The 25,606-nt window shown below is 54.0% G+C and carries 18 protein-coding genes and 1 pseudogene; 13 read left to right on the top strand and 6 right to left on the bottom strand.

Annotated features, from left to right (window positions below):
* Window positions 1-75 precede the first annotated feature (75 nt).
* The 9 genes and pseudogenes from Kalk_RS15790 to Kalk_RS15750 form a co-directional block, all read left to right on the top strand.
* Window positions 76-2,520 (top strand): LPS-assembly protein LptD, encoded by a 2,445-nt coding sequence (locus Kalk_RS15790; protein WP_101895168.1) that lies wholly within the window; start codon window positions 76-78, stop codon window positions 2,518-2,520.
* A gap of 58 nt (window positions 2,521-2,578) precedes the next feature.
* Complete coding sequence (locus Kalk_RS15785) at window positions 2,579-3,880, top strand: peptidylprolyl isomerase (protein ID WP_101895167.1); 1,302 nt, start codon at window positions 2,579-2,581, stop codon at window positions 3,878-3,880.
* A 1-nt stretch (window position 3,881) separates the two neighbouring features.
* Window positions 3,882-4,880, top strand: coding sequence for a 4-hydroxythreonine-4-phosphate dehydrogenase PdxA (gene pdxA / locus Kalk_RS15780; protein WP_101895166.1), 999 nt, complete (start codon window positions 3,882-3,884; stop codon window positions 4,878-4,880).
* Entirely contained in the window at window positions 4,873-5,709 is an 837-nt protein-coding gene (gene rsmA / locus Kalk_RS15775) for a 16S rRNA (adenine(1518)-N(6)/adenine(1519)-N(6))-dimethyltransferase RsmA (protein ID WP_101895165.1), read from the top strand. The genes pdxA and rsmA overlap by 8 nt, the downstream gene beginning before the upstream one ends.
* 15 nt (window positions 5,710-5,724) lie before the next feature.
* Window positions 5,725-6,111 carry a Co2+/Mg2+ efflux protein ApaG gene (gene apaG, locus Kalk_RS15770; protein WP_101895164.1) on the top strand — a complete coding sequence of 129 codons (387 nt, stop codon included), beginning with the start codon at window positions 5,725-5,727 and terminating at the stop codon, window positions 6,109-6,111.
* A complete protein-coding gene (locus Kalk_RS15765; RefSeq protein WP_101895163.1) occupies window positions 6,111-6,920 on the top strand; it encodes a symmetrical bis(5'-nucleosyl)-tetraphosphatase in 810 nt (269 codons plus the stop codon). The genes apaG and Kalk_RS15765 overlap by 1 nt, the downstream gene beginning before the upstream one ends.
* Before the next feature lie 385 nt (window positions 6,921-7,305).
* Window positions 7,306-9,228 (top strand): PrkA family serine protein kinase, encoded by a 1,923-nt coding sequence (locus Kalk_RS15760; protein ID WP_101895162.1) that lies wholly within the window; start codon window positions 7,306-7,308, stop codon window positions 9,226-9,228.
* Between the two features lie 27 nt (window positions 9,229-9,255).
* Window positions 9,256-10,542 (top strand): YeaH/YhbH family protein, encoded by a 1,287-nt coding sequence (locus Kalk_RS15755; RefSeq protein ID WP_101895161.1) that lies wholly within the window; start codon window positions 9,256-9,258, stop codon window positions 10,540-10,542.
* 18 nt (window positions 10,543-10,560) lie between these two features.
* Window positions 10,561-12,039 (top strand): annotated as a pseudogene (locus Kalk_RS15750) (SpoVR family protein); the annotation flags it as partial.
* 84 nt (window positions 12,040-12,123) lie between these two features.
* Here the strand turns inward: Kalk_RS15750 and Kalk_RS15745 are convergent.
* Together Kalk_RS15745 and Kalk_RS15740 are read right to left on the bottom strand one after the other, a co-directional pair.
* Window positions 12,124-12,939, bottom strand: coding sequence for an alpha/beta hydrolase (locus tag Kalk_RS15745; protein WP_101895159.1), 816 nt, complete (start codon window positions 12,937-12,939; stop codon window positions 12,124-12,126).
* 109 nt (window positions 12,940-13,048) lie between these two features.
* A complete protein-coding gene (locus Kalk_RS15740; RefSeq protein WP_101895158.1) occupies window positions 13,049-14,266 on the bottom strand; it encodes a DAPG hydrolase family protein in 1,218 nt (405 codons plus the stop codon).
* 160 nt (window positions 14,267-14,426) lie between these two features.
* Here Kalk_RS15740 and Kalk_RS15735 point away from each other — a divergent pair, with 160 nt between their 5' ends.
* The 3 genes from Kalk_RS15735 to Kalk_RS15725 all read left to right on the top strand — a co-directional run bounded on the left by Kalk_RS15735 (window position 14,427) and on the right by Kalk_RS15725 (window position 16,571).
* Window positions 14,427-15,068 (top strand): TetR/AcrR family transcriptional regulator, encoded by a 642-nt coding sequence (locus Kalk_RS15735; RefSeq protein ID WP_158643531.1) that lies wholly within the window; start codon window positions 14,427-14,429, stop codon window positions 15,066-15,068.
* A gap of 96 nt (window positions 15,069-15,164) precedes the next feature.
* Window positions 15,165-15,965, top strand: coding sequence for a crotonase/enoyl-CoA hydratase family protein (locus Kalk_RS15730; protein ID WP_101895156.1), 801 nt, complete (start codon window positions 15,165-15,167; stop codon window positions 15,963-15,965).
* A gap of 30 nt (window positions 15,966-15,995) precedes the next feature.
* Window positions 15,996-16,571, top strand: a complete 576-nt coding sequence (locus Kalk_RS15725; RefSeq protein ID WP_101895155.1) for a protein tyrosine phosphatase family protein — start codon at window positions 15,996-15,998, stop codon at window positions 16,569-16,571.
* On the opposite strand, the gene Kalk_RS15720 is transcribed toward Kalk_RS15725, so the two are convergent.
* Entirely contained in the window at window positions 16,568-17,653 is a 1,086-nt protein-coding gene (locus tag Kalk_RS15720) for a polysaccharide deacetylase family protein (protein WP_101895154.1), read from the bottom strand. The two genes, Kalk_RS15725 and Kalk_RS15720, sit on opposite strands and share 4 nt — an antisense overlap.
* 108 nt (window positions 17,654-17,761) lie before the next feature.
* Here Kalk_RS15720 and Kalk_RS15715 point away from each other — a divergent pair, with 108 nt between their 5' ends.
* Entirely contained in the window at window positions 17,762-18,211 is a 450-nt protein-coding gene (locus Kalk_RS15715; RefSeq protein WP_101895153.1) for a PaaI family thioesterase, read from the top strand.
* 127 nt (window positions 18,212-18,338) lie between these two features.
* On the opposite strand, the gene hemE is transcribed toward Kalk_RS15715, so the two are convergent.
* The 3 genes from hemE to gltB form a co-directional block, all read right to left on the bottom strand.
* Window positions 18,339-19,403 carry a uroporphyrinogen decarboxylase gene (gene hemE / locus Kalk_RS15710; RefSeq protein ID WP_101895152.1) on the bottom strand — a complete coding sequence of 355 codons (1,065 nt, stop codon included), beginning with the start codon at window positions 19,401-19,403 and terminating at the stop codon, window positions 18,339-18,341.
* 118 nt (window positions 19,404-19,521) lie between these two features.
* Window positions 19,522-20,940: an FAD-dependent oxidoreductase gene (locus Kalk_RS15705; RefSeq protein ID WP_101895151.1), complete on the bottom strand. Its 1,419-nt coding sequence runs from the start codon at window positions 20,938-20,940 to the stop codon at window positions 19,522-19,524.
* 62 nt (window positions 20,941-21,002) lie between these two features.
* Complete coding sequence (gene gltB, locus Kalk_RS15700) at window positions 21,003-25,460, bottom strand: glutamate synthase large subunit (protein ID WP_101895150.1); 4,458 nt, start codon at window positions 25,458-25,460, stop codon at window positions 21,003-21,005.
* Window positions 25,461-25,606 lie beyond the last annotated feature (146 nt).

Here is a 25,606-nt window from a genome sequence, read left to right as displayed (position 1 = left end):
ATCAAGTGATCGTGTATCATCACACCAGACTTAAAACAGGGTCAAGCGCTCTAATCACATTCCGAACCTTAGTTCATGAATTGGAAACGAATTTTTGTCACCTTTGCGATGATGGTGACCAATGCAGCCGTTGTGTTTGCAGACGATGCCGCCGCCGATAACGCAGATGAAACCTCCGCTGTAGCCCAGGATCAGTCCGCCCCCTCAAACCCAGGCTCTGAGTCAGATTCCGTCAACCCAGCCCCCGCCAATCCATACGGCCATCTGGACTGGGTCACGGCGGAAGAAATTGCAGCCATGCCGATACACCAGAGGCCGTCGTTTTCGGGCATTTGCGAGGGCATCTACTTTGCGCCCGCCATTGCCGGGGGCGATCCTGGCAACGCGCGCGTTCATGCATCTGCCGACCGGTTTGATACCCTCGCCGATGGCACCAGTGTGCTCAGCGGCAGCGTGGAATTAAAACAGGCCAACAGAGAACTCTACAGCGACGAAGTACGCCTCAACCGCACCACACGGGAATCATCATTAAAGGGCAACGTGAAAATTCGCCAGCAAGGCATGTTGATTCTTGGGGACAGCGCCGAGGTCAACCTTAATGAGAAAAAACTCGACGTACGCAATACCGAATACGTGATCCACAATATTCACGTCCACGGCAGCGCCGGCCGCATCTACAACCCGGAAGAGCGCGTACTGGTACTGGATCAAAGCACCTACACCACCTGCGAGCCCAGCGGCAACGCCTGGATGATCAAAGCCGAGGAGATCCGCCTGGATCAGGAGTCCGGCTGGGGTGAAGTGTCGGGTGCCACCATCGAGGTGGGCGGCGTACCGGTCGTATACCTGCCCTGGTGGACCTTCCCCATTGATGACCGACGGCAGTCAGGGTTTCTGTTTCCCAGTATTGGCAGCGGCGAGAACGGGCTTGATCTGTCCACCCCGTACTACCTCAACCTGGCACCGAATTACGATGCCACCATTACCCCACGCTACCTGGCAGATCGAGGGGAAATGCTGGAGGGTGAACTGCGCTACCTGAGCGACAACACCACCGGCGACCTGGGCCTGGGCTACATGCCCGACGATCAGCAGTATGGCGACAGCCGTTCACTGGTCACATGGCACCACAACGGCCACTATGACAAGTGGGTCAACACCGTAGACTACACCCGCGTCGGGGACAGTGATCATTTTCTTGATCTGGACACAACCCTCAACACCAGCTCCGCCACTCACCTGGATCAGAAAACCGACCTGCGCTACTACGGCGACACCTGGACCAGCAGCGTATTATTGCAACAGTTCCAAACCATCGATGACCTGATTGTCGACGAAGACCTGCCCTATCGGATGCTGCCTCAGCTACGCACCCTGGGCCGGTTTCCCATCGACAACAGCAGATTGCAGTTGCAGATGGGTGCTGAGTACACCTACTTTGATCACCCAGAAGATATCGTGGATGGCCCCACCAGTGCAGAACGGGTAAGGCTGGTGCCATCCGCCGCCTACAACTACCGTCGCCCCTGGGGCTTTGTGGTCCCTAAACTGTCGTTCTATTACCGCTATTACGATCTGAATCAGGTCAACCTGAATGAAAATGAATCGGATCTGGAAAACAGCATCTTCAGCCTCGACAGCGGCCTCTACCTGGATCGACCTTTTGAGTTTCGCGGAACCAACTTTCTGCAAACCCTTGAGCCACGGGTCTTCTATCTGTATTCAGCCTATCGAGATCAAAACGGCCTCCCCCTGTTTGATACCGCCAAAACCAGCTTCAGCTACGAACAGCTGTTCAGGGAAAACCGCTTCACCGGCGGTGATCGCGTTGGCGACGCCAACCAAGTCTCGGTAGGCCTGACCTCCCGCCTGATCAACCAAGACACTGGCGAAGAAGAAATCAACGTCAGCCTGGGGCAAATCTTTTACCTCAGGGATCGTGAAGTGCAACTCTCCGAAGACGACGAAATTGAAGACACCACCCTGTCGCCCTTTGTGGCCCGCATGAGCTGGCTCATCAACCGGCACTGGTCATGGCGCGCCGAAACCCAGCTCGACACCCAGGAAAGCAATTTGGACAGCGCCGTCACCGGATTCCGCTACCGGGATGAACACCGCAACCTGCTCAACCTGAATTTCAATTATTATGACAGTGGCGCTATCATCGCAGACCCCGAATCTGAAGACATCAAACAGTCCGATGTCTCCTTCGTGTGGAGCCTGAATCAACGCTGGGGCGTCATTGGTCGCTGGGGCTTCGACCTGGTTCAACAGCGCTCCTACGACAACATCGTAGGGCTGGAGTACGAAAGCTGCTGCTGGCGCGCGCGCCTGGTGAACCGACGCTACTTGAAAGAGTCCAATGATGCTAACGCGGTAGTAGAGCCCTCACAAGGCATCTACCTGCAATTTGAATTGAAAGGTCTTGGCGGCTTCGGCGGCTCGGTTGACAGCATGCTGGACGACGCCATCTCGGGCTATCGTGAACGCGAAAAAGCCAGACCACCCAATTTTCAATGATAAGCGTGCACCCTAAACCGAACACACTGAGCAAACATCAACCGGATCAAACACCGACATGAGCATAATGAGCAACCGATTCACCCTTCGCCTTCACCACGCCTTGCTGGTTGGCCTGATGTTGACCCTCTCCGGGAGCCTGCTGGCAGCTCCTACCCCGCTGGACCGGGTAGTTGCCGTGGTGGACGACGACATCATCATGGAATCAGAGCTGGTGGAACGCGCCGCCAGCATCCGCATGCGCATGCGAGAGCAAAACACCCAGCTGCCCCCCACGGATGTACTCATGTCGCAGGTACTGGAGCGCATGATCATGGAGAGCATAGAACTGCAATTGGCGGAAAAAGCCGGTATCCGCGTCAACGACAACCAGCTCAATGACACTCTGGCCAACATCGCCCGTCAGAACAACATGACCACCGAAGCTTTTCGCGAAACTGTCCTCAGCGAGGGTATGTCCTGGCCAGCACTGCGGGATCAGGTACGGCGTGAGCTCACCGTCAACCAACTGCGCCAGCGGCGGGTGGGCGGTCGCATCCAAATCACCGACCAGGACGTAAACAACTTCCTCAACTCTGAAATTGCCAAGACCAACCTGGCACCGGACTACCGCCTGGGCCACATCCTGATTGCCATTGATGACGGCACCTCACCCCAAGTTGCCGAAGAAACCGCCCTGCTGGTCTACCAAAAACTGCAGCAGAACCAGGACTTTGCCGCCCTGGCCGCACAGTACTCCAGCGGTGAAACCGCCCTCTCCGGCGGCGATCTGGGCTGGCGCAAAGCAGCCCAGCTGCCAACGCTGTTCTCAGACACCGTATTGGAAATGAAACAGGGCGAGGTATCCAACCCTATACGCAGCGCCAGCGGCTTCCACATCATCAAAGTTCTGGAACTCAGAGGCGGCACCGAACAGATTGTGCAGCAGACCAAAACCCGCCACATTCTAGTAAAACCCAACGAAATCCGCAGCGAGCAGGAAACCCTCAAGCTTATCAACGATATCCACGAACAGTTGGAGAAAGACTCCGATCAGTTCGAAACCCTGGCCAAAACCTACTCCGACGACCCCGGCAGCGCGCTGCAAGGCGGGGATCTGGGCTGGGTCAACCCCGGTTCAATGGTGCCTGAATTTGAAGAACGCATGCAAAAGGCCGAAATAGGCGCCATATCCGAGCCATTTCGCAGCAATTTCGGCTGGCATGTCTTACAGGTCACCGAACGTCGCAGCCAGGACATGAGCGAGGAATTCCGCCGTGGTCGCGCCCGCCAAATGCTGCAAAAACGACGCTTCGACGAAGAACTGGACGGCTGGCTGCGTGAAACCCGCCAGAACGCCTACGTCGAGATCAAACTCTAGCATGGACATTGCCATCACCCCTGGCGAACCTGCTGGCATCGGACCGGATCTGGTTCTGCAGCTGGCCAGCCAACAGGATTGCAGCCATTGGGTGGTGATCGCCGATCCAGGCCTGATGCAACAACGGGCAGCACAACTCGGGCTCAGCCTTGACATGACCGACTGGCAGGCAGCCCCTGCCCCCGGCCGATTGCGCATCCAGCCCGTTCAGCTGGACAACCCGGCGCAACCGGGCCAACTGGATCACCGCAATGCCCGCTACGTGCTCAACACCCTGGACGTCGCCATTGACGGCTGTCGGGATGGTCGCTTCGCCGCCATGGTCACCTGTCCGGTACAAAAATCCATCATCAACGAAGCCGGTATAGCCTTCAGCGGCCATACTGAATATTTACAGCAACGCTGTGGCGTGGAAAAAGTGGTCATGATGCTGGCCACACCGGGCCTGCGGGTTACCTTGGCCACCACCCATCTGCCCCTGCGGGACGTTGCCGACGCCATCACCGGTCAGACCCTGGAGCAGGTGCTGTACATCACCCACAGCAGCCTGATACAACAATTTGGCATTCCTAAACCCAGGATACTGGTATGCGGCCTCAACCCCCACGCCGGGGAATCAGGCCATCTGGGCCACGAAGAGATCGACACCATCATCCCCGTACTCGAACAGCTGCGACAGCAAGGCATGGATCTCATGGGCCCCCTGCCCGCCGACACCCTGTTCACCCCCAAATACCTGCAGCAGGCAGATGCTGTTCTGGCCATGTATCATGATCAAGGGCTGCCAGTGCTCAAACACATGGGCTTTGGCAACGCCGTCAATATCACTCTCGGCCTGCCCATCATCCGCACCTCGGTGGATCACGGCACCGCCCTGGACCTCGCCGGAACCGGCAAGGCCGACACCGGCAGCCTGCTCACAGCCATCCACACCGCACAAGCCATGGCACAAACAGCACTCGGTGCCACTCAAAACGCCACAGGAGCCAACCATGGCTAAGGGCAGAAAACCCAGCTTCAGCCAGCACAAACCCCGCAAGCGATTCGGCCAGAACTTTCTGGAAGATCCCGGCATCATCGACCACATCGTCAGTGCCATTGCGCCGCAAAACAACGACTTAATGGTGGAAATAGGCCCCGGTCTGGGCGCGATCACAGAACACCTGGTCGACCAAGTGGGCCAGATGGCGGTGGTGGAACTGGATCGGGATCTCATTCCCAACCTGCGCATCAGCTTCGCCACCCGCAACAATTTCCACATCTACGAGGGAGATGCCCTCAAGTTCGACTACAACCGCATCCCCAGCGATCTTGGCGGCGAACAAATGCGCATTGTGGGCAACCTGCCCTACAACATCTCAACCCCACTGCTGTTCCACCTGATCAGCTACCAAAATCAAATTGCCGATATGCACTTCATGCTGCAAAAAGAAGTCGTAGACCGGCTGGCAGCAGGGGTCGGAGAGAACTCATACGGCCGCCTAGGCATCATGATCCAATACTACTGTCGCGTGGAGCCCCTGTTTCTGGTGCCTCCCACCGCCTTCAACCCACCCCCCAAGGTGGATTCCGCCATCGTACGGCTGGTGCCCCATGAAACCCTGCCAATCACCACCCAGTGCACCCGCAGCCTCAACAAAATAGTGACCACCGCCTTCACCCAGCGGCGCAAAACCGTACGAAATGCCTTAAAATCAGTAGCAGATGACGCATTACTGGAGCAAGCTGGAATCAGCCCCGAGGTACGCCCAGAGCAAGTCTCACTGGCCCAATTTGCCCGCCTGACGGATCTCGTCCTGGCGACAGACCAGCCCGAACCTCAGGCTTAAGGAGCCAAACACATTATGCACAGCCCACAGGATCCCAACGCCATACAAGTGCAGGTAAAAAGCGAATTCGTACCGGATCAGTCCAGCCAGGACGAAGGCCGCTACGTGTTCACCTACCACGTCACCATTGAAAACTGCGGCACATTGCCTGCGCAGCTACTGTCTCGACACTGGATCATCACAGACGGCAATCAGAAAGTGCAGGAAGTCAAAGGCGATGGCGTGATCGGCGAACAACCCACCATCATGCCTGGGGAAAGTTACGAATACAGCAGCGGCGCCGTACTGCAAACCCCGGTAGGCAGCATGCAAGGCAGCTATCAGATGGTTGATGCCACCGGCCTGCGCTTTGATGCATCCATCCCGGTCTTCACCCTGGCTTCCCCTCGAGCACTGCACTGATGGCGACTTACGCCATTGGTGACCTTCAGGGTTGCTATGACGCCTTTATCTGTCTGCTGGATAAACTGAATTTCAACCCCGATCGGGATCAGCTGTGGCTGGCCGGAGATCTCATCAACCGGGGCCCGGCCTCCCTCAAAACCCTGCAACACTGTTATGACCTGAGGGATAACCTCATCACCGTTCTGGGTAATCATGATTTACATCTGCTGGCCGTGCTCCACGGCAGCCTGCCGCCCAAGCGTAAAGACACCTTCCACGACATTCTGGATGCTCCCAAGACAGAGCATTTAGCGCAATGGCTGCTGCAATGTCCGCTTATGCATGAAAACGATGACTGGGTACTGTGCCATGCTGGAGTCTACCCAGCGTGGGATCTCGCTACCGCCAGACGCTGCGCCCGTGAAGTGGAATCCGTATTGCAGGACAACACCCTAAGGCATGAATTCTTTGACAATATGTATGGAAATGAACCGGCCCACTGGGAAGAGGGCCTGACAGGGCCAGATCGCTGGCGCACCATCACCAATTTTTTTACCCGCATGCGCCTGATCGACAGTAACGGCAACATGGATTTTAAATACAAGGAATCACTTGCCGGGGCACCTGAAGGTTTCAGCCCCTGGTTTAAGTGGCAACAGCGCAAGCCATTAAATAAGAAAATTCTGTTTGGCCACTGGGCTTCATTGGAAGGCAACACCCAAAGTGATCACATCATCGGCCTGGACACCGGCTGCGTCTGGGGTAACAAGCTCAGCGCCTATTGCCTTGAAAGCGGTGAATGGACCCGTTGCCAATGTGGCCACTAATCCCTGTCCAGTCTCCCACCTTACCCAACACCCTTCATCGCTGAAAACGTTCTAAAAAAACGCCTGCAGGCATCAAAAAGCATATGAAAAAGGGATTTACCACTGAAAAAATCCCAAGCCAAAAAAGCTTAAAGCGTATTTTCTCCGCTGTCACTAGCTCATCCGAACAATCTCTACAGAAATGAAACTTTTTCCATAAAACAAAAATAAGTTCTTTTCTTTCAACCGTTTTTACATTTTCATACTAATATAATAAGTAAGCAGAAATTTTGTCTGGGATCGGTTTGGCCGATGCCACAAACCTTTTTAGAACATATATTGGAACCAAAGTTGTCACTAAAACTCAAATTGTAAAGACCATCACCGGTTAGAAAGAGGTAGACCTATGAGCCTGTTTAGTCACTACCAAAACCGATACGAAGTTACGCAACAGGAAGAGTACACTCTGCAGGAATACCTGGAGATTTGTAAGAACGATCCTAAGGCGTACGCAAGTTCAGCAGAACGCATGCTGGAAGCTATCGGCCAACCCGAATTAATCGACACTTCTCTAGACCCTCGACTTAGCCGTATATTCTCCAACAAAATCATTCGACGCTATCCAGCCTTCAGCGAATTTTATGGCATGGAGGAATGCATCGAGCAAATCGTTTCCTACTTCCGCCATGCAGCCCAAGGCCTGGAAGAAAAGAAACAAATTCTTTACCTGCTGGGCCCAGTTGGTGGTGGCAAATCTTCACTGGCAGAACGATTAAAACATCTGATTGAACACATTCCGTTTTATGCCATAAAAGATTCCCCAGTCAATGAATCGCCTCTAAACCTGTTCGCGCCAGAAGAAGATGCCGCCATTCTTGAAGAGGAATATGGCATCCCGCGCCGTTACTTGAAAGGCATCATGTCCCCGTGGGCAGTAAAACGCCTGCATGAATTCAATGGCGACATTTCCCAATTCAAAGTTGTTAAACTCTACCCATCCATACTGGATCAGATCGCCGTTGCCAAAACCGAACCCGGCGACGAAAACAATCAGGATATTTCCAGCCTGGTGGGCAAAGTCGATATTCGCAAACTGGAAGAATTCGCCCAAAGCGATCCCGACTGTTACGCCTTCTCCGGCGGGCTATGCAAAGCCAACCAAGGGCTGCTGGAGTTTGTGGAAATGTTCAAAGCCCCCATCAAGGTGTTGCACCCGTTACTGACTGCAACCCAAGAGGGCAACTACAACAGCACCGAAGGCATGGGTGCCATACCTTTTGATGGCATTGTACTGGCGCACTCTAACGAATCTGAGTGGACAGCATTCCGTAACAACAAAAACAATGAGGCCTTTATCGATCGTATCTACATCGTAAAAGTCCCCTACTGTTTACGTGTCACCGAAGAAATTAAAATATACGAGAAGCTACTTCAAAACAGCTCCCTGTCCAACGCCCACTGCGCTCCCGACACTCTGCGCATGCTGGCGCAGTTCTCTGCACTGTCGCGTCTCAAAGAACCAGAGAACTCGTCTACTTACTCAAAGATGCGCATCTATGACGGCGAAAACCTGAAAGACACCGACCCCAAAGCCAAGTCTTATCAAGAGTACAAAGACGCAGCAGGTGTTGATGAAGGCATGGATGGATTATCCACCCGCTTCGCCTTCAAAATACTGTCAAAAGTATTCAACTATGATCATACCGAGGTCGCAGCCAACCCTGTGCACCTGTTACACGTACTGGAAAACTCCATCGAGCAAGAACAGTTCCCGCCAGAAACCCGAGAGCGCTACCTGCGCTTCATTAAAGAGTTTTTAGCTCCTCGTTACGTGGAATTCATCGGCAAAGAAATTCAGACGGCCTATCTCGAATCCTACTCTGAATACGGCCAGAACATCTTCGACCGCTATGTCACCTATGCTGACTTCTGGATTCAGGATCAGGAATATCGCGATCCTGACACCGGTGAGATCTTCGATCGCAAATCGCTCAACGATGAGCTGGAAAAAATCGAAAAACCAGCGGGCATCAGCAACCCGAAAGACTTCCGCAACGAGGTAGTCAACTTCGTACTTCGAGCACGGGCCAATCACGCGGGAAAAAATCCGTCCTGGCTCAGCTATGAAAAACTGCGCACAGTCATCGAGAAAAAGATGTTCTCCAACACCGAAGACTTATTGCCTGTGATTTCTTTCAACCCCAAAGCCTCTCAAGGGGATCAGAAGAAACACGAAGACTTCGTGGTGCGCATGGTGGAACGTGGCTATACCGAGAAACAGGTGCGCCTGCTGTCTGAATGGTATCTTCGGGTTCGCAAGTCCCAGTAACGCGGGAAGTCCGCTAAGGGTGAAACAGTGTCGTATATTGTTGATCGCCGCCTGAACGGAAAAAACAAAAGCACAGTGAACCGGCAACGGTTCCTGCGCCGCTACCGTAAGCACATCAAAAAAGCGGTGGATGAGGCCGTTACCAAGCGCAGCATCACAGATCTGAACAGCGGGGAAAGCATTTCCATTCCGCGCAAAGACATCTCAGAACCGTTTTTCCACCACGGTAAAGGTGGCAAGCGCGAGATGATACACCCCGGCAACAAGGAATTTGTGTCCGGTGACCGCGTACAACGCCCACAAGGCGGCAGCGGTGGTGGTGGCGGTGATGGTGACGCCAGTGACAGTGGCGAAGGTGTCGATGAGTTTGTGTTTCAGATCAGCCAGGATGAGTTTCTCGACTTTTTGTTTGAGGATCTGGAGCTGCCAAACCTGGTAAAGCGTCAGTTACAGGGGATAGAGTCCTTCAAGTTTGTGCGCGCCGGCGTCGTAAACGAAGGCAACCCTGCCAAAATAAACGTTGTCAGATCCATGCGCCAGGCCACCAGCCGCCGCATTGCTCTCACCTCATCCAGCCGCCGTCGGCTACGGATATTTGAGCAGCAATTACAAGCGCTGCAAGAACAGGATTCCATATTACGTGACAAACGCAAAGAGCAGGAGCTGGAAGAAGAGATCGCCAAGTTGCGACGCCGAATCAAGAAGATCCCCTTTGTAGATACCATTGATCTGCGCTACAACCTGCACCTGAAGCAACCCAAGCCCACCTCAAAAGCGGTAATGTTCTGCTTGATGGATGTGTCCGGCTCCATGAACCAGGCCATGAAAGACATGGCCAAGCGCTTTTTCATCCTGCTTTATATGTTCCTTAAGCGCAATTACGAAAAAATTGAAGTGGTGTTTATTCGCCATCACACCAGTGCTAAAGAGGTGGATGAAGAAGAATTCTTCTACTCCCGTGAGACCGGTGGCACCATCGTATCCAGCGCGCTGAAAATGATGCGCGACATCATGCAGGAACGCTACCCTGCAGATGAATGGAACATCTACGGAGCCCAAGCCTCAGACGGCGACAACTGGAACGATGATTCCCCCACCTGCCGTGAGATTCTGATCAAGGACATCTTGCCCCAGGTGCAGTACTACTCATATATTGAGATTAACCCGCGTCGACATCAGGCTCTATGGCGTGAATATGAAACCATTGAAGCCACCGTTGAACACTTTGCAATGCAACAGATCAGCGACCCCGGCGATATCTATCCCGTGTTCCGCGAACTGTTCCAGCGCAAGGAAACGAAAAGGGCCAGTTAACACAACTGATGATTGCCTATGACTGAACGCACGCCAATCTCTACCGGGTCTGACTGGACCTTCGAACTGATTCAGGATTACGACCGTGAAATCGGCCGTATCGCCGAAGGTTTCGGGCTGGACACCTACCCTAATCAAATTGAAATCATCGCAGCCGAGCAAATGCTGGATGCGTATTCGTCTGTGGGTATGCCCGTCGGTTACAACCACTGGTCCTACGGCAAGCATTTTGTCAGCAATGAGCAGCATTATCGCCGCGGGCAGATGGGCCTGGCCTATGAGATCGTTATCAATTCTGACCCTTGCATCGCCTACCTGATGGAAGAAAACACCATGACCATGCAGGCACTGGTAATTGCCCACGCATGCTATGGCCATAATTCGTTCTTTAAAGGCAACTACCTGTTTCGCACCTGGACCGATGCCACCTCTATCATCGACTATTTGGTATTTGCCAAGAACTACATCATGAAGTGTGAGGAACGCTATGGTGTGGATGAGGTTGAGCTGATTCTGGATTCATGCCATGCCCTGATGAATTATGGCGTGGATCGCTACAAGCGACCTTACCCTATCTCTGCTGCTGAAGAAAAGCAGCGACAGCGAGAGCGGGAAGAATACCTGCAGAAGCAGGTTAACGAATTGTGGAAGACTATTCCGCAAATGGGCGGCAAGAAAGGGGCCGATCTTACCCGTCGTTTCCCCGAAGAGCCTCAAGAGAATTTGCTGTATTTTATTGAAAAAAATGCGCCCCTGCTGGAATCCTGGCAGCGAGAGGTGGTGCGTATTGTGCGCAAGATCGCTCAGTATTTTTACCCGCAACGCCAAACTCAAGTGATGAATGAAGGCTGGGCCACGTTCTGGCACTACACACTTCTGAATCAGCTATACGACGAGGGCAAGGTCACTGATGGCTTCATGATGGAGTTCCTGCAGTCCCACACCTCCGTTGTGTACCAGCCATCGTTCGACAGTCGGTTCTACAGCGGCATCAACCCTTATGCTCTGGGCTTTAACATGATGCAGGACATCCGCCGCATCTGCGAAAAGCCCACCAAAGAAGATAAGATCTGGTTCCCCGAGATCGCAGGCAGTGATTGGAAAGAAACCCTGACCTTTGCCATGCAAAACTTTAAAGATGAAAGTTTCGTTCAGCAATTCATGTCGCCCAAGGTAATACGCGATTTCAAGTTTTTCTCCATACTGGATGATGATAAAGAGAAAGAATTGCACATTACCAATATCCACGATGACCCCGGTTATAGGGACATCCGCGAGGCGCTTTCCAAACAGTACAATCTCTCCATGAACGAACCCAACATTCAGGTGTACAACGTGAATATTCGCGGGGATCGCTCACTCACCATGCGCCATGTACGCCACAATCGCCGTCCGCTGGACAACGAGTCCGCAGAAGAAGTATTAAAACACCTGCATCGGCTGTGGAAGTTTGATGTGGTGTTGGAATCGGTGCAGGACAATACCGTCATGGACACCATCAAGTGTGGTGCCAACGGCATCGAAAAGAAAACGCCCGAAAAGGATAACGAGGAAGAGCTGAGCCTGATCCAGCGGGTGTGATCAAGCAGCAGACACTTGCGCTTCCAACCACTCGACTATCTGCCGGGTTACGTCCTCGGCAACGTAGTCGTGCAACAAATCATGCCGCGCATCGTAGAGCTTTAACTTGGAGGCGGGATGATTCTGGGCTTCATACAATCGCTCTGCCGCCGCCGGATCCACCAATTCGTCTTCGCGCCCCTGCAATGCCAACATGGGCAGTGTAAATTCATCCCTATGCGCACTGCACCACTGATTGGCTCGCATTAATGCCAAGCCAGTGCCTAACTCCAATTTACCGTGATACAGCAGTGTATCAGCGTCATAGGCGGCTTGCTCTGCAGGTAACGAGGTCATCATCCAGGCGGCTTTCAGGTTCACCAGCTTCTTAAACGGGAACGCAGTGCCCAAGGCGCGGGTGAGCCACTTTTTCCAACTCGCAATTTTCGGACTCACCCCCAAGGCTGCACTGTTGAATACCACGCCTGCCAATTGCCGGGGATGCTCTACCGCATAATGGAAGGCGAGACACCCGCCCATACTATGCCCGACCAGAAAAACCGGTTTTGATTGCTTAGCAATGATGGTGTGCAGATCCTGCTTTAACACATCAAAATCATTTACCCGCGCCCGCGGGCCTGAAGACAAACCATGGCCGGGGAATTCCGGAATCAGGACGCGAAAGCCATGCTTGTGCAATAACTCACCAATGGCATGATAACGCCCGCCATGATCGCCCCAACCGTGCAAGAAAATAACGCTGCCACGGCCGCCCTCGGCGACATACATATTACAAACATGGCCTGATACTGAGGTAAACGACGTCCTTGTCCACATAGATGACTCCCAAATGCATTGGCTTTCAGCACAGTCTATCCCCTGAGAAAGCTCTCCGCATTGCTTGTGAAATCAGGGCAACCAGTCACCACAGTCAATCGACGGTGCATTATTCCTGACACTGCCCACAGCCTTCTGTGTTCTTTTCATATTCCTGCTTGAACATGGCGGGCAAGAAGTTCGGCAGGAAATGCATTTCCTGGATCGCATGCTCCCCCAAACTTTGGGAAAAGCCCGGCATGATCCAATCAAAGAAGATCGGCACGGTGAACGTGGAACGCATTACGATGCCATCACCGGTCTCATTTGTTTGATATTCGTGGATCAAGCGCTGGGGCAGGATGCCACTCAATTCCTTCAGATCTGTTTTCGCCACGATCCAGTGTTGGTATTCCACCACGTCCTCAGCCAATTCAGGATCCAGCCAGGTGATCAACAAATTGGATTTATAGGGCCCGATGTATTCCGTCACCAACTGAACGGCACCCACCGAATACTCCAGTCGATCCGGTTGGCTGGGGGGCACCCGCCAGCCAAAACTGACGTGGGCGGTGGGGTGCCACCCTTTATAGCGATTGGTGGTGTCGATGTTATCCCACCACCAATCCAGCATGTCCGGGGTTATGCCCAGGATTTCCTGATTCACAATGACTTTTTTGGTCAGCCAGCCGGAGGGCACAATCTCATAACTGCCCCAGGGCAACAGCGCGTCTTCCACATACAGGGCCTGGAACTCATCCCCTAAAAAGGTCTGCAGGTTCACCATGCTCGCTTCCACGTAGGCCGACAACGCCTGTACATAATCGGGGTACAGCTCAGCAAGTCCGTCGGGCATGCTGTAGGTGGTGCGCAGCAACAAGCCCTCGCCACGCCCGCTGTTGGTATAGTCGTAACGCACCAGGCCGGTGCCCAGCGCCTCATGGCCAGGGAAGCTCAGCTCCGCCACCAGGCGATGATCATCACCAACGCAACGCGCCCCTGGCTGTAGATAACGCAGCTGGCTATTCAAGGTAACGCCACCAAGGTTCAGAGTTATATCCTGCACCGCACCCACTGCTACCGCCAGTTGCTCCTGGGAAGCCGGGGCCTGCAACCATTGGAAAGCAACATGAGCTTGGGGATTCCAGCGCTGAAAGAAGCCGTCCCGCCCTAGGTTATTCCACCACCAATCCAGCATCTCCGGGCGCAAGCCCTGCAGCTCCTGCTCCACTACGATCACGGTCTGCTGCTCCTGCTGTGAAACCATCACATCACGCAGGTGGGCCTGGGTGGGCCATGAACAGGCCAACATCAACAGCACCACGCCCCGAAACAGGTAATTCGTCATTAGGTCACCCCTTATTGCAACATTCTCAGCGTTCTTGGTTTGTTGATTATATTATCCATATGGATAATATAATGCAATAGAGGCGAATTGCCGGTTCATTCAGGTGTTCTCCATCGCTATACTCCTTCCTCTGATTCCTGAGTGGGAAGCTTCGACCATCGTGACCGAAAACCTTAAAAAACGGGGCAAGCAAAGCGCCGAAAGCGCCGCTCAAACCCGCATTGCTATCATTGAGGCCGCCACCGAGTGCTTTGCCCAACAGGGCTATGAGGCCACATCGGTGCGTGAGATTGCCCAGGCGGCACAGCTCACCCATGGCACCCTCAGGCATCATTTCGGCAGCAAGCTGGATATATGGGAAGCGGTGGCAGACACGGTGCTTGAGCATTATCAAACCCGTCTTTTGCCAACGGTGGTGGCGGCAGGCCAACAGCAAGATCCCCTGCATGGATTCAAGCAAGTGGTACAGACGTTTATCGATGTTTCCTACAGCAACCCCCTGTTTGCCAAACTGCTGATGGGTGAGAACCATACCGACAATGCGCGCTCAGCGTATGTAAAAGCCAATTTCCTCAGCCTGCACGGCCCCATCGGCATTCTATTCCAGCGGGCGCAAAGTCAGTGTGAGCCGCTCAAACAATACACCAACGATTCCTTTTTCATGGCATTGCTCAGTCTGACGTTCTTCCCCCTGATCCTGCCCGGCGTGCGGACCCTGCTGACAGAAGCCGATGTTTCCCCCCAACAACAGACGCAGCGAATCATGAACATTCTGTTCGGCGCTGTTCAGGCAGGCCCATAGACTCTTCATTCAGGTTACAAAAAGGCCTCGCCGCGCTGTTCACAATGCCGCTCCGAACCAGTACTTTAGCGTTCTAAACCTGCTTAAGGAGCCGTTATGAGCAACCGCGTTATCGTTACTGTCGACAATCAGATTGCCACCGTCACCCTCAACCGTGCCGACAAACACAACGGCATGGATCTGGACATGCTGCGGGGCGTCATCGCCGCCCAAAAGAAAGTGCGCAAGATGAAAGATATTCGAGCGGTCATTCTGCAGGGGGACGGCCCCTCTTTCTGTGCCGGACTGGATTTTAAAAGTGTGCTCTCCAAACCGCTGACGGCCTTCACCAGCTACTTACAGTTATGGAGCCCGATGCAGAATGATTTCCAGACGTGGAGTATCGGCTGGCGCAGCGTGGGCGTGCCGGTGATCGCGCTGATGCACGGCAATTGTTTTGGCGCCGGGCTGCAACTGGGGTTGGGGGCAGACATCCGCATTTGCCACCCGGACGCCCAACTGTCCATGATGGAAGCCAAGTGGGGGCTGGTGCCCGATATGGGCGGCGTGGCGCTGATGCGCGAGCTGATGCCACTGGATAAAGCCAAAGAACTCACCATGACCGGCCGTATCATCAGCTCGGCTCAAGCTCAAGAGCTGGGATTAATTACCCACATCAGCGACGACCCCATGCAACACGCTCAGGCTCTGATCGCAGAAATTTCCGCACGCTCACCAGACTCTGTGGCCGCTGCCAAGTTTTTGCTGCAGGATGCCTGGCGTGCGCTGGATGGCGCTGCGCTGCGAGCCGAACGCCTGTGGCAACGCAAAGTAATGGGCACCAAGAACCAGCGTATTTCTGTGCAGCGTAATCAGAAGAAAGAAGCGATTCCTTTTTCTTCCCGCAGCATTGATTGAACAAGCAAACACCCTATCAAGGAGGACAGCATGAATACATTGGATAAAATCAGGGAAATGATCGGACTGACGGATCTGCGCTTTTTCAATTCCGCCAGCACCACTCGTACCAGTCTGGGCTTTGTGAAAAGCCTGTTTCGAAACGGTGAAGACAGTGCCGCCATTGAACGCGATGGTCTCCAGGGCATTTTCAATTATCACCCCATCTCGGAGCAGATCGTGACTTCGGGCCAGCCCAGCCCCGGTCATTTTCCATTAATTCGGGCGGCAGGCTTTACCACGGTGATCAACCTGGCACCTCACGGAGCAGAAAACGCGCTACCCAACGAAGCGGAATTGGTACAGCAACAGGGCATGCAGTATCTGCACATCCCGGTTGCTTTCGACAACCCCACCGAAGCAGACTTCAAGCGCTTTTGCGACGCCATCGATGCAGCCAAACAGGAAAAGATATTCGTACATTGTGCCGCCAACATGCGGGTATCAGCATTCATATTTCGCTATCGCACGCAAGTCTTACGGGAGGACGCTAACACCGCACAGCGGGATTTGCATACCTTATGGAAACCTTTTGGGGTGTGGGCGGAGTTTATCGCTAAAGCCTAGGGCTCTGGATACCAACTGCCGTCATTCTGTTTGCGAATCCACATACGGGAATACCAATGAAAGCGGCCCGGCTGCCCTGCCACCGGTAGGGTGCAGTTATAGCGGGATCGCCCCACTTCAATAGGGCGGTTCCCGGTAATCAGGTAACGCCCGTCCTTCTGCTTGATTGCATTAATAGCACCCTGGCCACTGGCAAAGCAGGTGAGCGTGCGCTGGTGGGGTGCCAGCGTCAATGCCAACTCCGGCACTGTCGCTACATCGAACACGACTCCCGGCGCACGCTCCTCCAACACCGGCAAAGGCAAGCTGCTGGCCTTGAGACGAAAATCAGCCAGATCCTGATACATCTGATTAAACGGGAACCGGGGTGCCATGCCGGATGCCAGCAAACGCTTATCCACCGCGCCGGACTGCTGGCCGAACCCCACGTACCCCCAGGACTGTATCGCTTTCACGATAGCATCGTCTGCCTCGCCATATGGATAAGCAAAGTAACGCCAGTGCTCACCTGTCTCATCTTTAATACGCTGTTCGGCACCGTCTACCTCACCCCGCAGAGTGTCCAGCCATTGCCGGTCGCTGACCCCTTCGGGCTGACGCAGCAGATGCAAATGGCTGCGGGTATGATTGGCTAATGTGACGCCGCTCTGCTGCAGCGTCCGCAGTTGATCCCAACTCATATAGCCTGGTTGGTGGCGATCCACAAAGTCTGTACTGATGAATACCGTGAACGGAAACCCAAATTCCGCCAACATTGGGGCCGCCGTCTTAACGATATCGTCGTAAGCGTCATCAAAGGTGATCACCACAGTGCGATCAGGCAGAGGCTTGCCCTGTTGCAGTGCTGCCACCAACTCCGGCAAAGGCTTCACCCGGTAGCCCTCATCTCGAAGGATCTCTAAATGCTGACGAAACACCTTTGGCGCCAGAGAAGTGGAAGCAGGGGTACGATTGGAAATGTGGTGATATTGCAGGATCACACCATGATGGGCGTTGATCGCAGCAGTATCGGCCTGGGCATGAACCGCAATTGACAACCCATTCACCAGACACAACAAAGCGGCAAAAGCTCGAATGACCATGTGGTCGACCTCTCAAGGGATTGGTATTATCCTGCAACGGACTCAGAGAAACGCATGAATCAGACAACTATCCTAAACTGATTCATCCAACATAACCAAGGTGTACCGATGCAATTTGATAAAGACAAAGTAAGCGAACTCACCACCGGAACCATTCCACTGGCCAAATTCGTGGAAGCGGAAGTAGTAGAGCTAGAGCGTGGCTACGTAAAAATGCGTATCCCCTTCGCCCCCAACATCAATCACATCGGCATTATGTACGCGGGCTCGCTATTCACCATCGGGGAACTGCCTGGTGGCGCTCTGTTCTTCAGTGCCTTTGATGTCAGCAAATGCTATCCCATTGTCACTGAGATGAACATTAAATTCCTCAAACCCGCCAAGACCGCCGTTACGGTGGAGTCTCGCATCAGCGAAGAAGAGATCGAGCGCATCACCCGTGAAGTTGAAGAGAATGGAAAATCCGTCTACATCCTGGAACAGGAGATCAAGGACGAAGACGGCGTGGTGTGTGCGGTAACCACTGGCCGCTACCAGGCTCGCGCCCACGGCCGGTAATCATATCTGATTGAGCAAAAGCGCTGGACCGTATTGGTGTCCGGCGCTTTATCTGATCCACCCCGTGGTGTATGCAGCCGCGCCCTTTACTACCCTGACACCACTAATTACTCGGAAGCGATTGCCTTTAGCGGTGGTATTGCGCACTCAGCTCATGCACTGCATCCACAAACACCTTGGCATGATCCGGATCGGCATCCAATGCTATGCCGTGGCCCAAATTGAAAACGTGACCTTCCCCTGCGCCAAAGCTTTCCAGAATTCGAGCTACCTCTGCACGAATAGCAGCAGGTGACGAATACAGCACCGAGGGATCCATATTGCCTTGCAGGGTGAGTTTATCGCCGACACGCTTGCGGGCATCACCTATTTCAATGGTCCAATCCAAGCCTGCCGCATTGGCACCGGCTTCTGCGATCAATTCCAGCCATTGGCCACCGTTTTTAGTGAACAGAATACTGGGCACCGCACGGCCATCGTGCTCCTTAATCAGGCCTGCAACGATCTTCTTCATGTAATTCAATGAGAACGCCTGATAATGCTGGGTGCTGAGCACACCACCCCAGGTATCAAAAATCTGCACCGCCTGGGCACCCGCCAGAATCTGCTGATTCAAATAATCGATGACGCTGTCCGCCAGCTTATCCAGCAAGGCGTGCAGTACTTCCGGCTGGGCGTACATCATGCGCTTGATGGTACGGAAATCCTTGCTGGATCCGCCTTCCACCATATAGGTCGCCAGGGTCCAGGGGCTGCCGGAGAAACCAATTAGCGGCACCCGCCCACCCAATGCAGCGCGAATGGTGCGCACCGCATTCATCACGTAATCCAAATCAGACGCGGCATTCGGTACCGGCAGATCGGCCACATCCTGCTCGGTGCGTACGGTTTTCCTGAAACGGGGGCCCTCTCCCTCCTCGAAGTACAGACCCAACCCCATTGCATCGGGTATGGTCAGAATATCGGAGAACAGAATAGCGGCATCCAGCTCAAAGCGCTCCAGCGGCTGCAGGGTAACTTCACAGGCCAATTCAGCGTTCTTGCACAGGGACATAAAATCGCCAGCCTGGGCTCGAGTGGCCTTGTATTCCGGTAAATAACGTCCCGCCTGACGCATCATCCACACCGGGGTGACATCAACAGGTTGTTTCAAAAGTGCGCGCAGAAAACGGTCGTTCTTCAACTCGGACATGTTAAGCCTTTAAAATCAGTAGAAATGAAAAAACGGGTGAAGTTTACAACGATTCGCTCGCCATTACCCCACCCGTTTCAACGATGTCAATGTTCTGTGCGCAGAGGTTATAACCGGATCATACGTCCAGATAGTCCAGTATGCCTTCTGCCGCCTTACGGCCTTCCCAGATAGCGGTTACCACCAGATCCGAACCACGCACCATGTCGCCACCGGCAAAGATCTTGGGGTTGGAAGTCTGGAACTGGAACTGACCCTGCTCCGGAGCCACCACACGACCACCATCATCGGTGTTTACGCCAGCAGTATCAAACCAGGGCTGGGGGCTGGGGCGAAAACCGAAAGCGATGATCACGGCATCCGCAGGCAGAATCTGCTCGGAACCGGGGATCGGCTCAGGGCTGCGACGACCGCGAGCATCGGGCTCTCCCAATTGGGTTTCAATCACTTTCACGCCTTCAACCTTGGTATCACCGATGATGGCAATAGGCTGACGGTTGAACAGAAACTCCACGCCTTCTTCTCTGGCATTGGCCACTTCACGGCGGGAGCCTGGCATATTGGCTTCATCTCGACGGTAAGCACAGGTAACCTGCTCGGCGCCCTGACGAATGGCGGTGCGATTACAATCCATGGCGGTATCACCACCACCCAGCACCACCACTTTCTTGCCACTCATACCGATAAACTCGGCAGCGTCTTTTTCAAAGCCCATGTTGCGGTTTACGTTGGATACCAGATAGGGCAACGCATCGTACACACCATCCAGGTCTTCACCGGGGAAGCCGCCTTTCATGTAGGTGTACGTACCCATTCCCATGAACACAGCATCGTATTCACTCAACAGATCATCGATGGAAATGTCCTTGCCGATCTCGGTGTTCAGGCGGAACTCAATACCCATACCCTCAAACACTTCACGGCGCAGCTGCATGACCGGCTTTTCCAGTTTGAATTCCGGAATACCGAAGGTAAGCAGACCGCCAATTTCAGGATTGCGATCGAACACCACCGGTTTTACGCCATTGCGTACCAGGATGTCAGCGCACCCCAAACCGGCAGGCCCAGCGCCAATGATGGCAACCTTCTTATCAGTGGCAACCACACCCGACATATCCGGGCGCCAGCCCATGGCCAACGCGGTGTCGCTGATGTATTTCTCTACCGAACCGATGGTTACCGCACCGAAACCGTCGTTAAGGGTACAGGCCCCTTCGCAAAGACGATCCTGCGGGCACACGCGGCCACATACTTCTGGCAGCGTATTGGTCTGGTGACTCAACTCAGCCGCTTCAAGGATGTTGCCTTCCGAGATCAGCTTGAGCCAGTTAGGAATGTAGTTGTGCACCGGGCACTTCCATTCACAGTAGGGATTTCCGCACTCGAGACAACGATGGGCCTGGCTGGACGCCTGCTCTGGCTCAAATGGATTGTAAATCTCAACGTACTGGGAACGTCTTACCCCGATCTCCTTCTTTTCGGGATCGCCACGGGCTACATCCAGAAACTGGAAGTGGTTATTTAAACGTTCTGCCATGTTAAACCTCTTCTATGGATGGGGCCGCAGCCCCACTCGCATCCATCATACTGGGACAGTGATTACTCGGGACGGTGTCTGATGCTGTTGAGCAGTTTCTGCACGCTGGCGGCTTTTGGTTTCACCAGCCAGAACTGACCAACATAGTCATCGAAGTTATCAATAATATGCTGACCCCAGGTGCTGCCGGTCTCGGCCACAAACTCTTCGATCACACCCACCAGGTGGTTGCGATAGGCTTCCATTTCTTCGCTGTTAATGCGTTGAATTTCCACCAGTTCGTGGTTGTACTTGTCGACGAAGGTTTTGTCTTCATCCAGCACATAGGCGAAACCGCCGGTCATACCGGCACCGAAGTTGTAGCCGGTTCGGCCCAACACTGTAACCAAGCCGCCGGTCATGTATTCGCAACCATGGTCACCCACACCTTCCACTACCGCGTGAACACCGGAGTTGCGAACGCCAAAGCGCTCACCAGCCTGGCCGGAGGCAAACAGTTTGCCGCCCGTCGCACCATACAGACAGGTATTGCCGATGATGGACGTTTCCTGGCTCTTGAAAGGGCTGCCTTTGGGCGGACGAATCACCAGCTTGCCGCCGGTCATGCCTTTGCCCACGTAATCGTTGGCATCGCCTTCCAGATACATGTCCAAGCCACCGGCATTCCAGACACCAAAGCTTTGACCGGCTGTGCCGTTAAAGCGGATGGTGATCGGTGCTTCGGCCATACCCTGATTGCCGTGACGCTTGGCAATCTCACCAGACAGGCGGGCACCGATGGAGCGATCGCAGTTGGTGATGCGGAACTCAAACTCACCACCGGACTTAGCTTCGATGGTGGACAGGGTTTCCTTCACCATGCGCTCCGCCAGCTCACCTTTATCAAATGGCGCGTTCTTGTCCACCTGACAGGTATGGGGCTTATCTTGCGGCACATGGGAGCTGGACAGAATGGGTGACAGATCCAGATTACGCTGTTTTTCGGTCACGCCATCCAGCAGATCCAGCAGATCGGTGCGACCCACCAGGTCCTCCAGTTTGCTCACGCCCAGACGGGCCATCCACTCACGGGTTTCCAGTGCCACGAACTTGAAGAAGTTCATGACCATTTCTGGCGCACCGATGAAGTAATCTTCCCGCAACTTGTCTTGCTGGGTAGCAACACCGGTCGCACAGTTGTTCAGGTGACAAATACGCAGATACTTACAACCCAACGCGATCATCGGAATGGTACCGAAGCCGAAGCTTTCTGCACCCAGGATGGCGGCTTTCACCACATCCAGACCATTTTTCAGGCCGCCGTCGGTCTGCAGACGAATCTTGTCACGCAGATCGTTACCACGCAGCGCCTGGTGGGCTTCACTCAAGCCCAGCTCCCAAGGGGAACCCGCATAGCGAATAGACGTGAGAGGACTGGCGGCGGTACCACCGTCGTAACCGGATATGGTGATCAGGTCAGCGTACGCCTTGGCTACACCAGCAGCAATCGTACCCACACCAGGCTCTGACACCAGCTTCACAGAAACCAGTGCGCTGGGGTTAACCTGCTTCAGGTCATAGATCAGCTGCGCCAGATCTTCGATGGAGTAGATATCGTGGTGCGGCGGCGGCGAAATCAGGGTCACACCCGGTACGGAATAACGCAGGCGAGCAATCAAATCGTTCACCTTACCGCCGGGTAACTGGCCACCTTCACCGGGCTTGGCGCCCTGAGCAACCTTGATCTGCAATACTTCAGCGTTCACCAGGTAGTGCGGTGTTACACCAAAGCGACCGGAGGCCACCTGCTTGATTTTCGATACTTTATCGGTGCCAAAGCGCGCTGGATCTTCACCACCTTCACCAGAGTTGCTGCGCCCACCCAAGCGGTTCATGGCCATTGCAATGGCTTCATGGGCTTCGGGGCTCAATGCTCCCAGGGACATGCCGGCAGAATCAAACCGCGGCAAGATGCTTTCCATGGGCTCAACATCATCAATACTGATCGGATTCACGTCGGTTTTGAGGCCGAGCAAATCACGAATCGCCGCCACCGGACGATCCTGCGTCAGGGCAGCGTATTCACGATAGTCTTCGAAATTTCCGGACTGTACAGCTTTGTGCAGCGCGCCCACTACGTCAGGGTTAAACGCATGGTATTCGCCACCGTGTACAAATTTCAGGATGCCGCCCTGTTCGATTGGCTTGCGAGCTTTCCAGGCATCGGCAGCAAGGCGCTTGGCATCGGCTTCAAAATCAGCGAAACCGGCACCTTGAATGCGACTTTGCACTCCACAGAAACAGCTATCAGCCACTTCGTTCGCAATACCCACGGCTTCAAACAGCTGCGCACCACGATAGGATGCGATGGTTGAGATACCCATCTTGGACAGGATCTTCAGCAGGCCCTTATCGATGGCCTTGCGGAAATTCTTCTGGGCGTCGATGGGGTCCATCAGGACTTCACCGGTACGCACCAAATCGCAGATCACATCAAATGCCAGATAGGGGTAGATCGCCGTAGCACCAAAGCCGATCAGACAGGCAAAATGGTGAGGATCTCGGGCGCTGGCCGTCTCAACTACAATGTTGCTATCGCAACGCAGCGCGTTATTGGTCAGGTGGTGATGCACAGCACCGGTTGCCATCAACGCAGGAATCGGCAGTTTGTTCTCGGCAATGTCACGATCGCTCAGCACCAGAATCACTTTGCCGGAACGGGCAGCTTCTTCTGCCTGCTTACACACATTCTGCACCGCCTGACGCAGACTGATAGTCGCATCATAGTTCAATGAAATGCGTTGCACCGCGTAGCCTTTGCGCTCAATGGAAAGCAACTGCTGGAACTTGCTGTGTGATAACACAGGCGACGTCAGAATCGCGCGATCGGCGTGCTCCGGGGTTTCTTCAAATACGTTGCGCTCGGCACCGACACAGGTTTCCAGCGACATGACGATGGATTCACGTAACGGGTCGATCGGCGGGTTGGTTACCTGCGCGAACTGCTGACGGAAGAAGTCATACAGGGGGCGCACTTTGGCTGACAGCACTGCCATCGGCGTATCGTCACCCATGGAACCTACCGCTTCCTGACCATTCTCGGCCATAGGTCGAATTACCTGATCCCGCTCTTCGAAAGAGATCTGGAACAGTTTCTGGTAGGTCTTAATGGCTGCAGGATCCAGCTGCTCGATGGAACGGGTCTCATCGGTGAGAGTATCCTGAATGCGAATGGCGTTGTCTTTCAGCCACTGCTTGTAGGGCTGACCGGTCTTGAGGCGATTATCCACATCAGCGGTGTGCAGCAGCTCGCCAGTCTCGGTGTCTACCACTAAAATCTGACCGGGGCCAACACGACCTTTTGCCACTACATCTTCTGGCTTGTAGGAATACACACCGATCTCTGAGGCCAGTGTGATGTAATCATTTTTGGTGATCACCCAGCGCGCCGGACGCAGGCCGTTTCGATCCAGCATACAGATTGCGTGACGGCCATCGGTCATAACCAGACCGGCAGGGCCATCCCAAGGCTCCATATGCATGGAGTTGTATTCATAGAACGCACGCAGATCCGCGTCCATGGTTTCTACGTTCTGCCAGGCAGGGGGAACCATCATGCGCACGGCACGATAGATATCCACGCCACCCGCCAACAACAGCTCCAACATGTTATCCAGGCTGGAAGAGTCGGAACCGGTACGGTTTACCAGCGGGGTGATTTCATCCAGGCAAGGCAGCAGATCGGATTTGAATTTGCTGGTACGCGCCACCGACCAGTTACGGTTACCCATGATGGTATTGATCTCACCATTGTGGGCCAGGTAACGGAACGGCTGGGCCAAAGGCCAGCGTGGCAAGGTATTGGTTGAGAAGCGCTGGTGGAAAACACAGATCGCTGTTCCCATATCCTTGTTGGCAAGATCCAGGTAGAACGCTGGCAGATCCGCCGGCATCACCAGACCTTTGTAGGACACCACAGAGGCAGACAGACTGGTAATGTAAAAGTCTCTGTCTTCCTGCAGGGCCACTTCTGCGTGACGGCGAGCGAAGAACAATCGTCGGTTCAGCTCCTGACCCGATATGCCATCACTGTTGATGAACAATTGCTCGATGGTAGGCAGGCTCTCCAACGCAATACGACCACAGACGCTGCTGTCCACAGGAACAGTGCGCCAGCCTACTACTTCCAAGCCTTGCTTGGTGATTTCCTGCTCCATCGCAGAGCGGGCAAATGCCGCTTTGTCGACGTCTTGGGACAGGAACGTCATGCCCACAGCAAAATGCGCCGTCAGCTGTTTGCCAAAGGTTTCCTTGGCAACAGAACGGAAGAAACTTTCCGGCATTTTAAGCAGCAAGCCACAGCCATCGCCGGTCTTGCCATCCGCAGCAATACCGCCACGGTGCGTCATGCAGGTCAACGATTCGATCGCAGTCTGCAATAGGTTATGACTGGCCTCGCCCTTCATATGGGCAATCAAGCCAAAGCCGCAGTTGTCTCTAAACTGGTCAGGATGGTAGAGCCCACCACTCTGTACACTCATCACAAGCGAAAGCCCTTTTTCCAGTGAATTCAATAGGTTATTAGTGATTCTCGCAGGCCCAATGGTACAGGCGGGCAAAAATGGAGAGCCATTTTACATGCGAACCCCTGTTTGAACAAACCCAACCGTATGGACAGGGGCCATTC

The organism is Ketobacter alkanivorans (assembly GCF_002863865.1).
Classification (GTDB): Bacteria; Pseudomonadota; Gammaproteobacteria; order Pseudomonadales; family Ketobacteraceae; genus Ketobacter; species Ketobacter alkanivorans.
The sequence above is the reverse complement of the archived record's forward strand: the minus strand, read 5'-3'. Positions and strand labels throughout refer to the sequence as shown.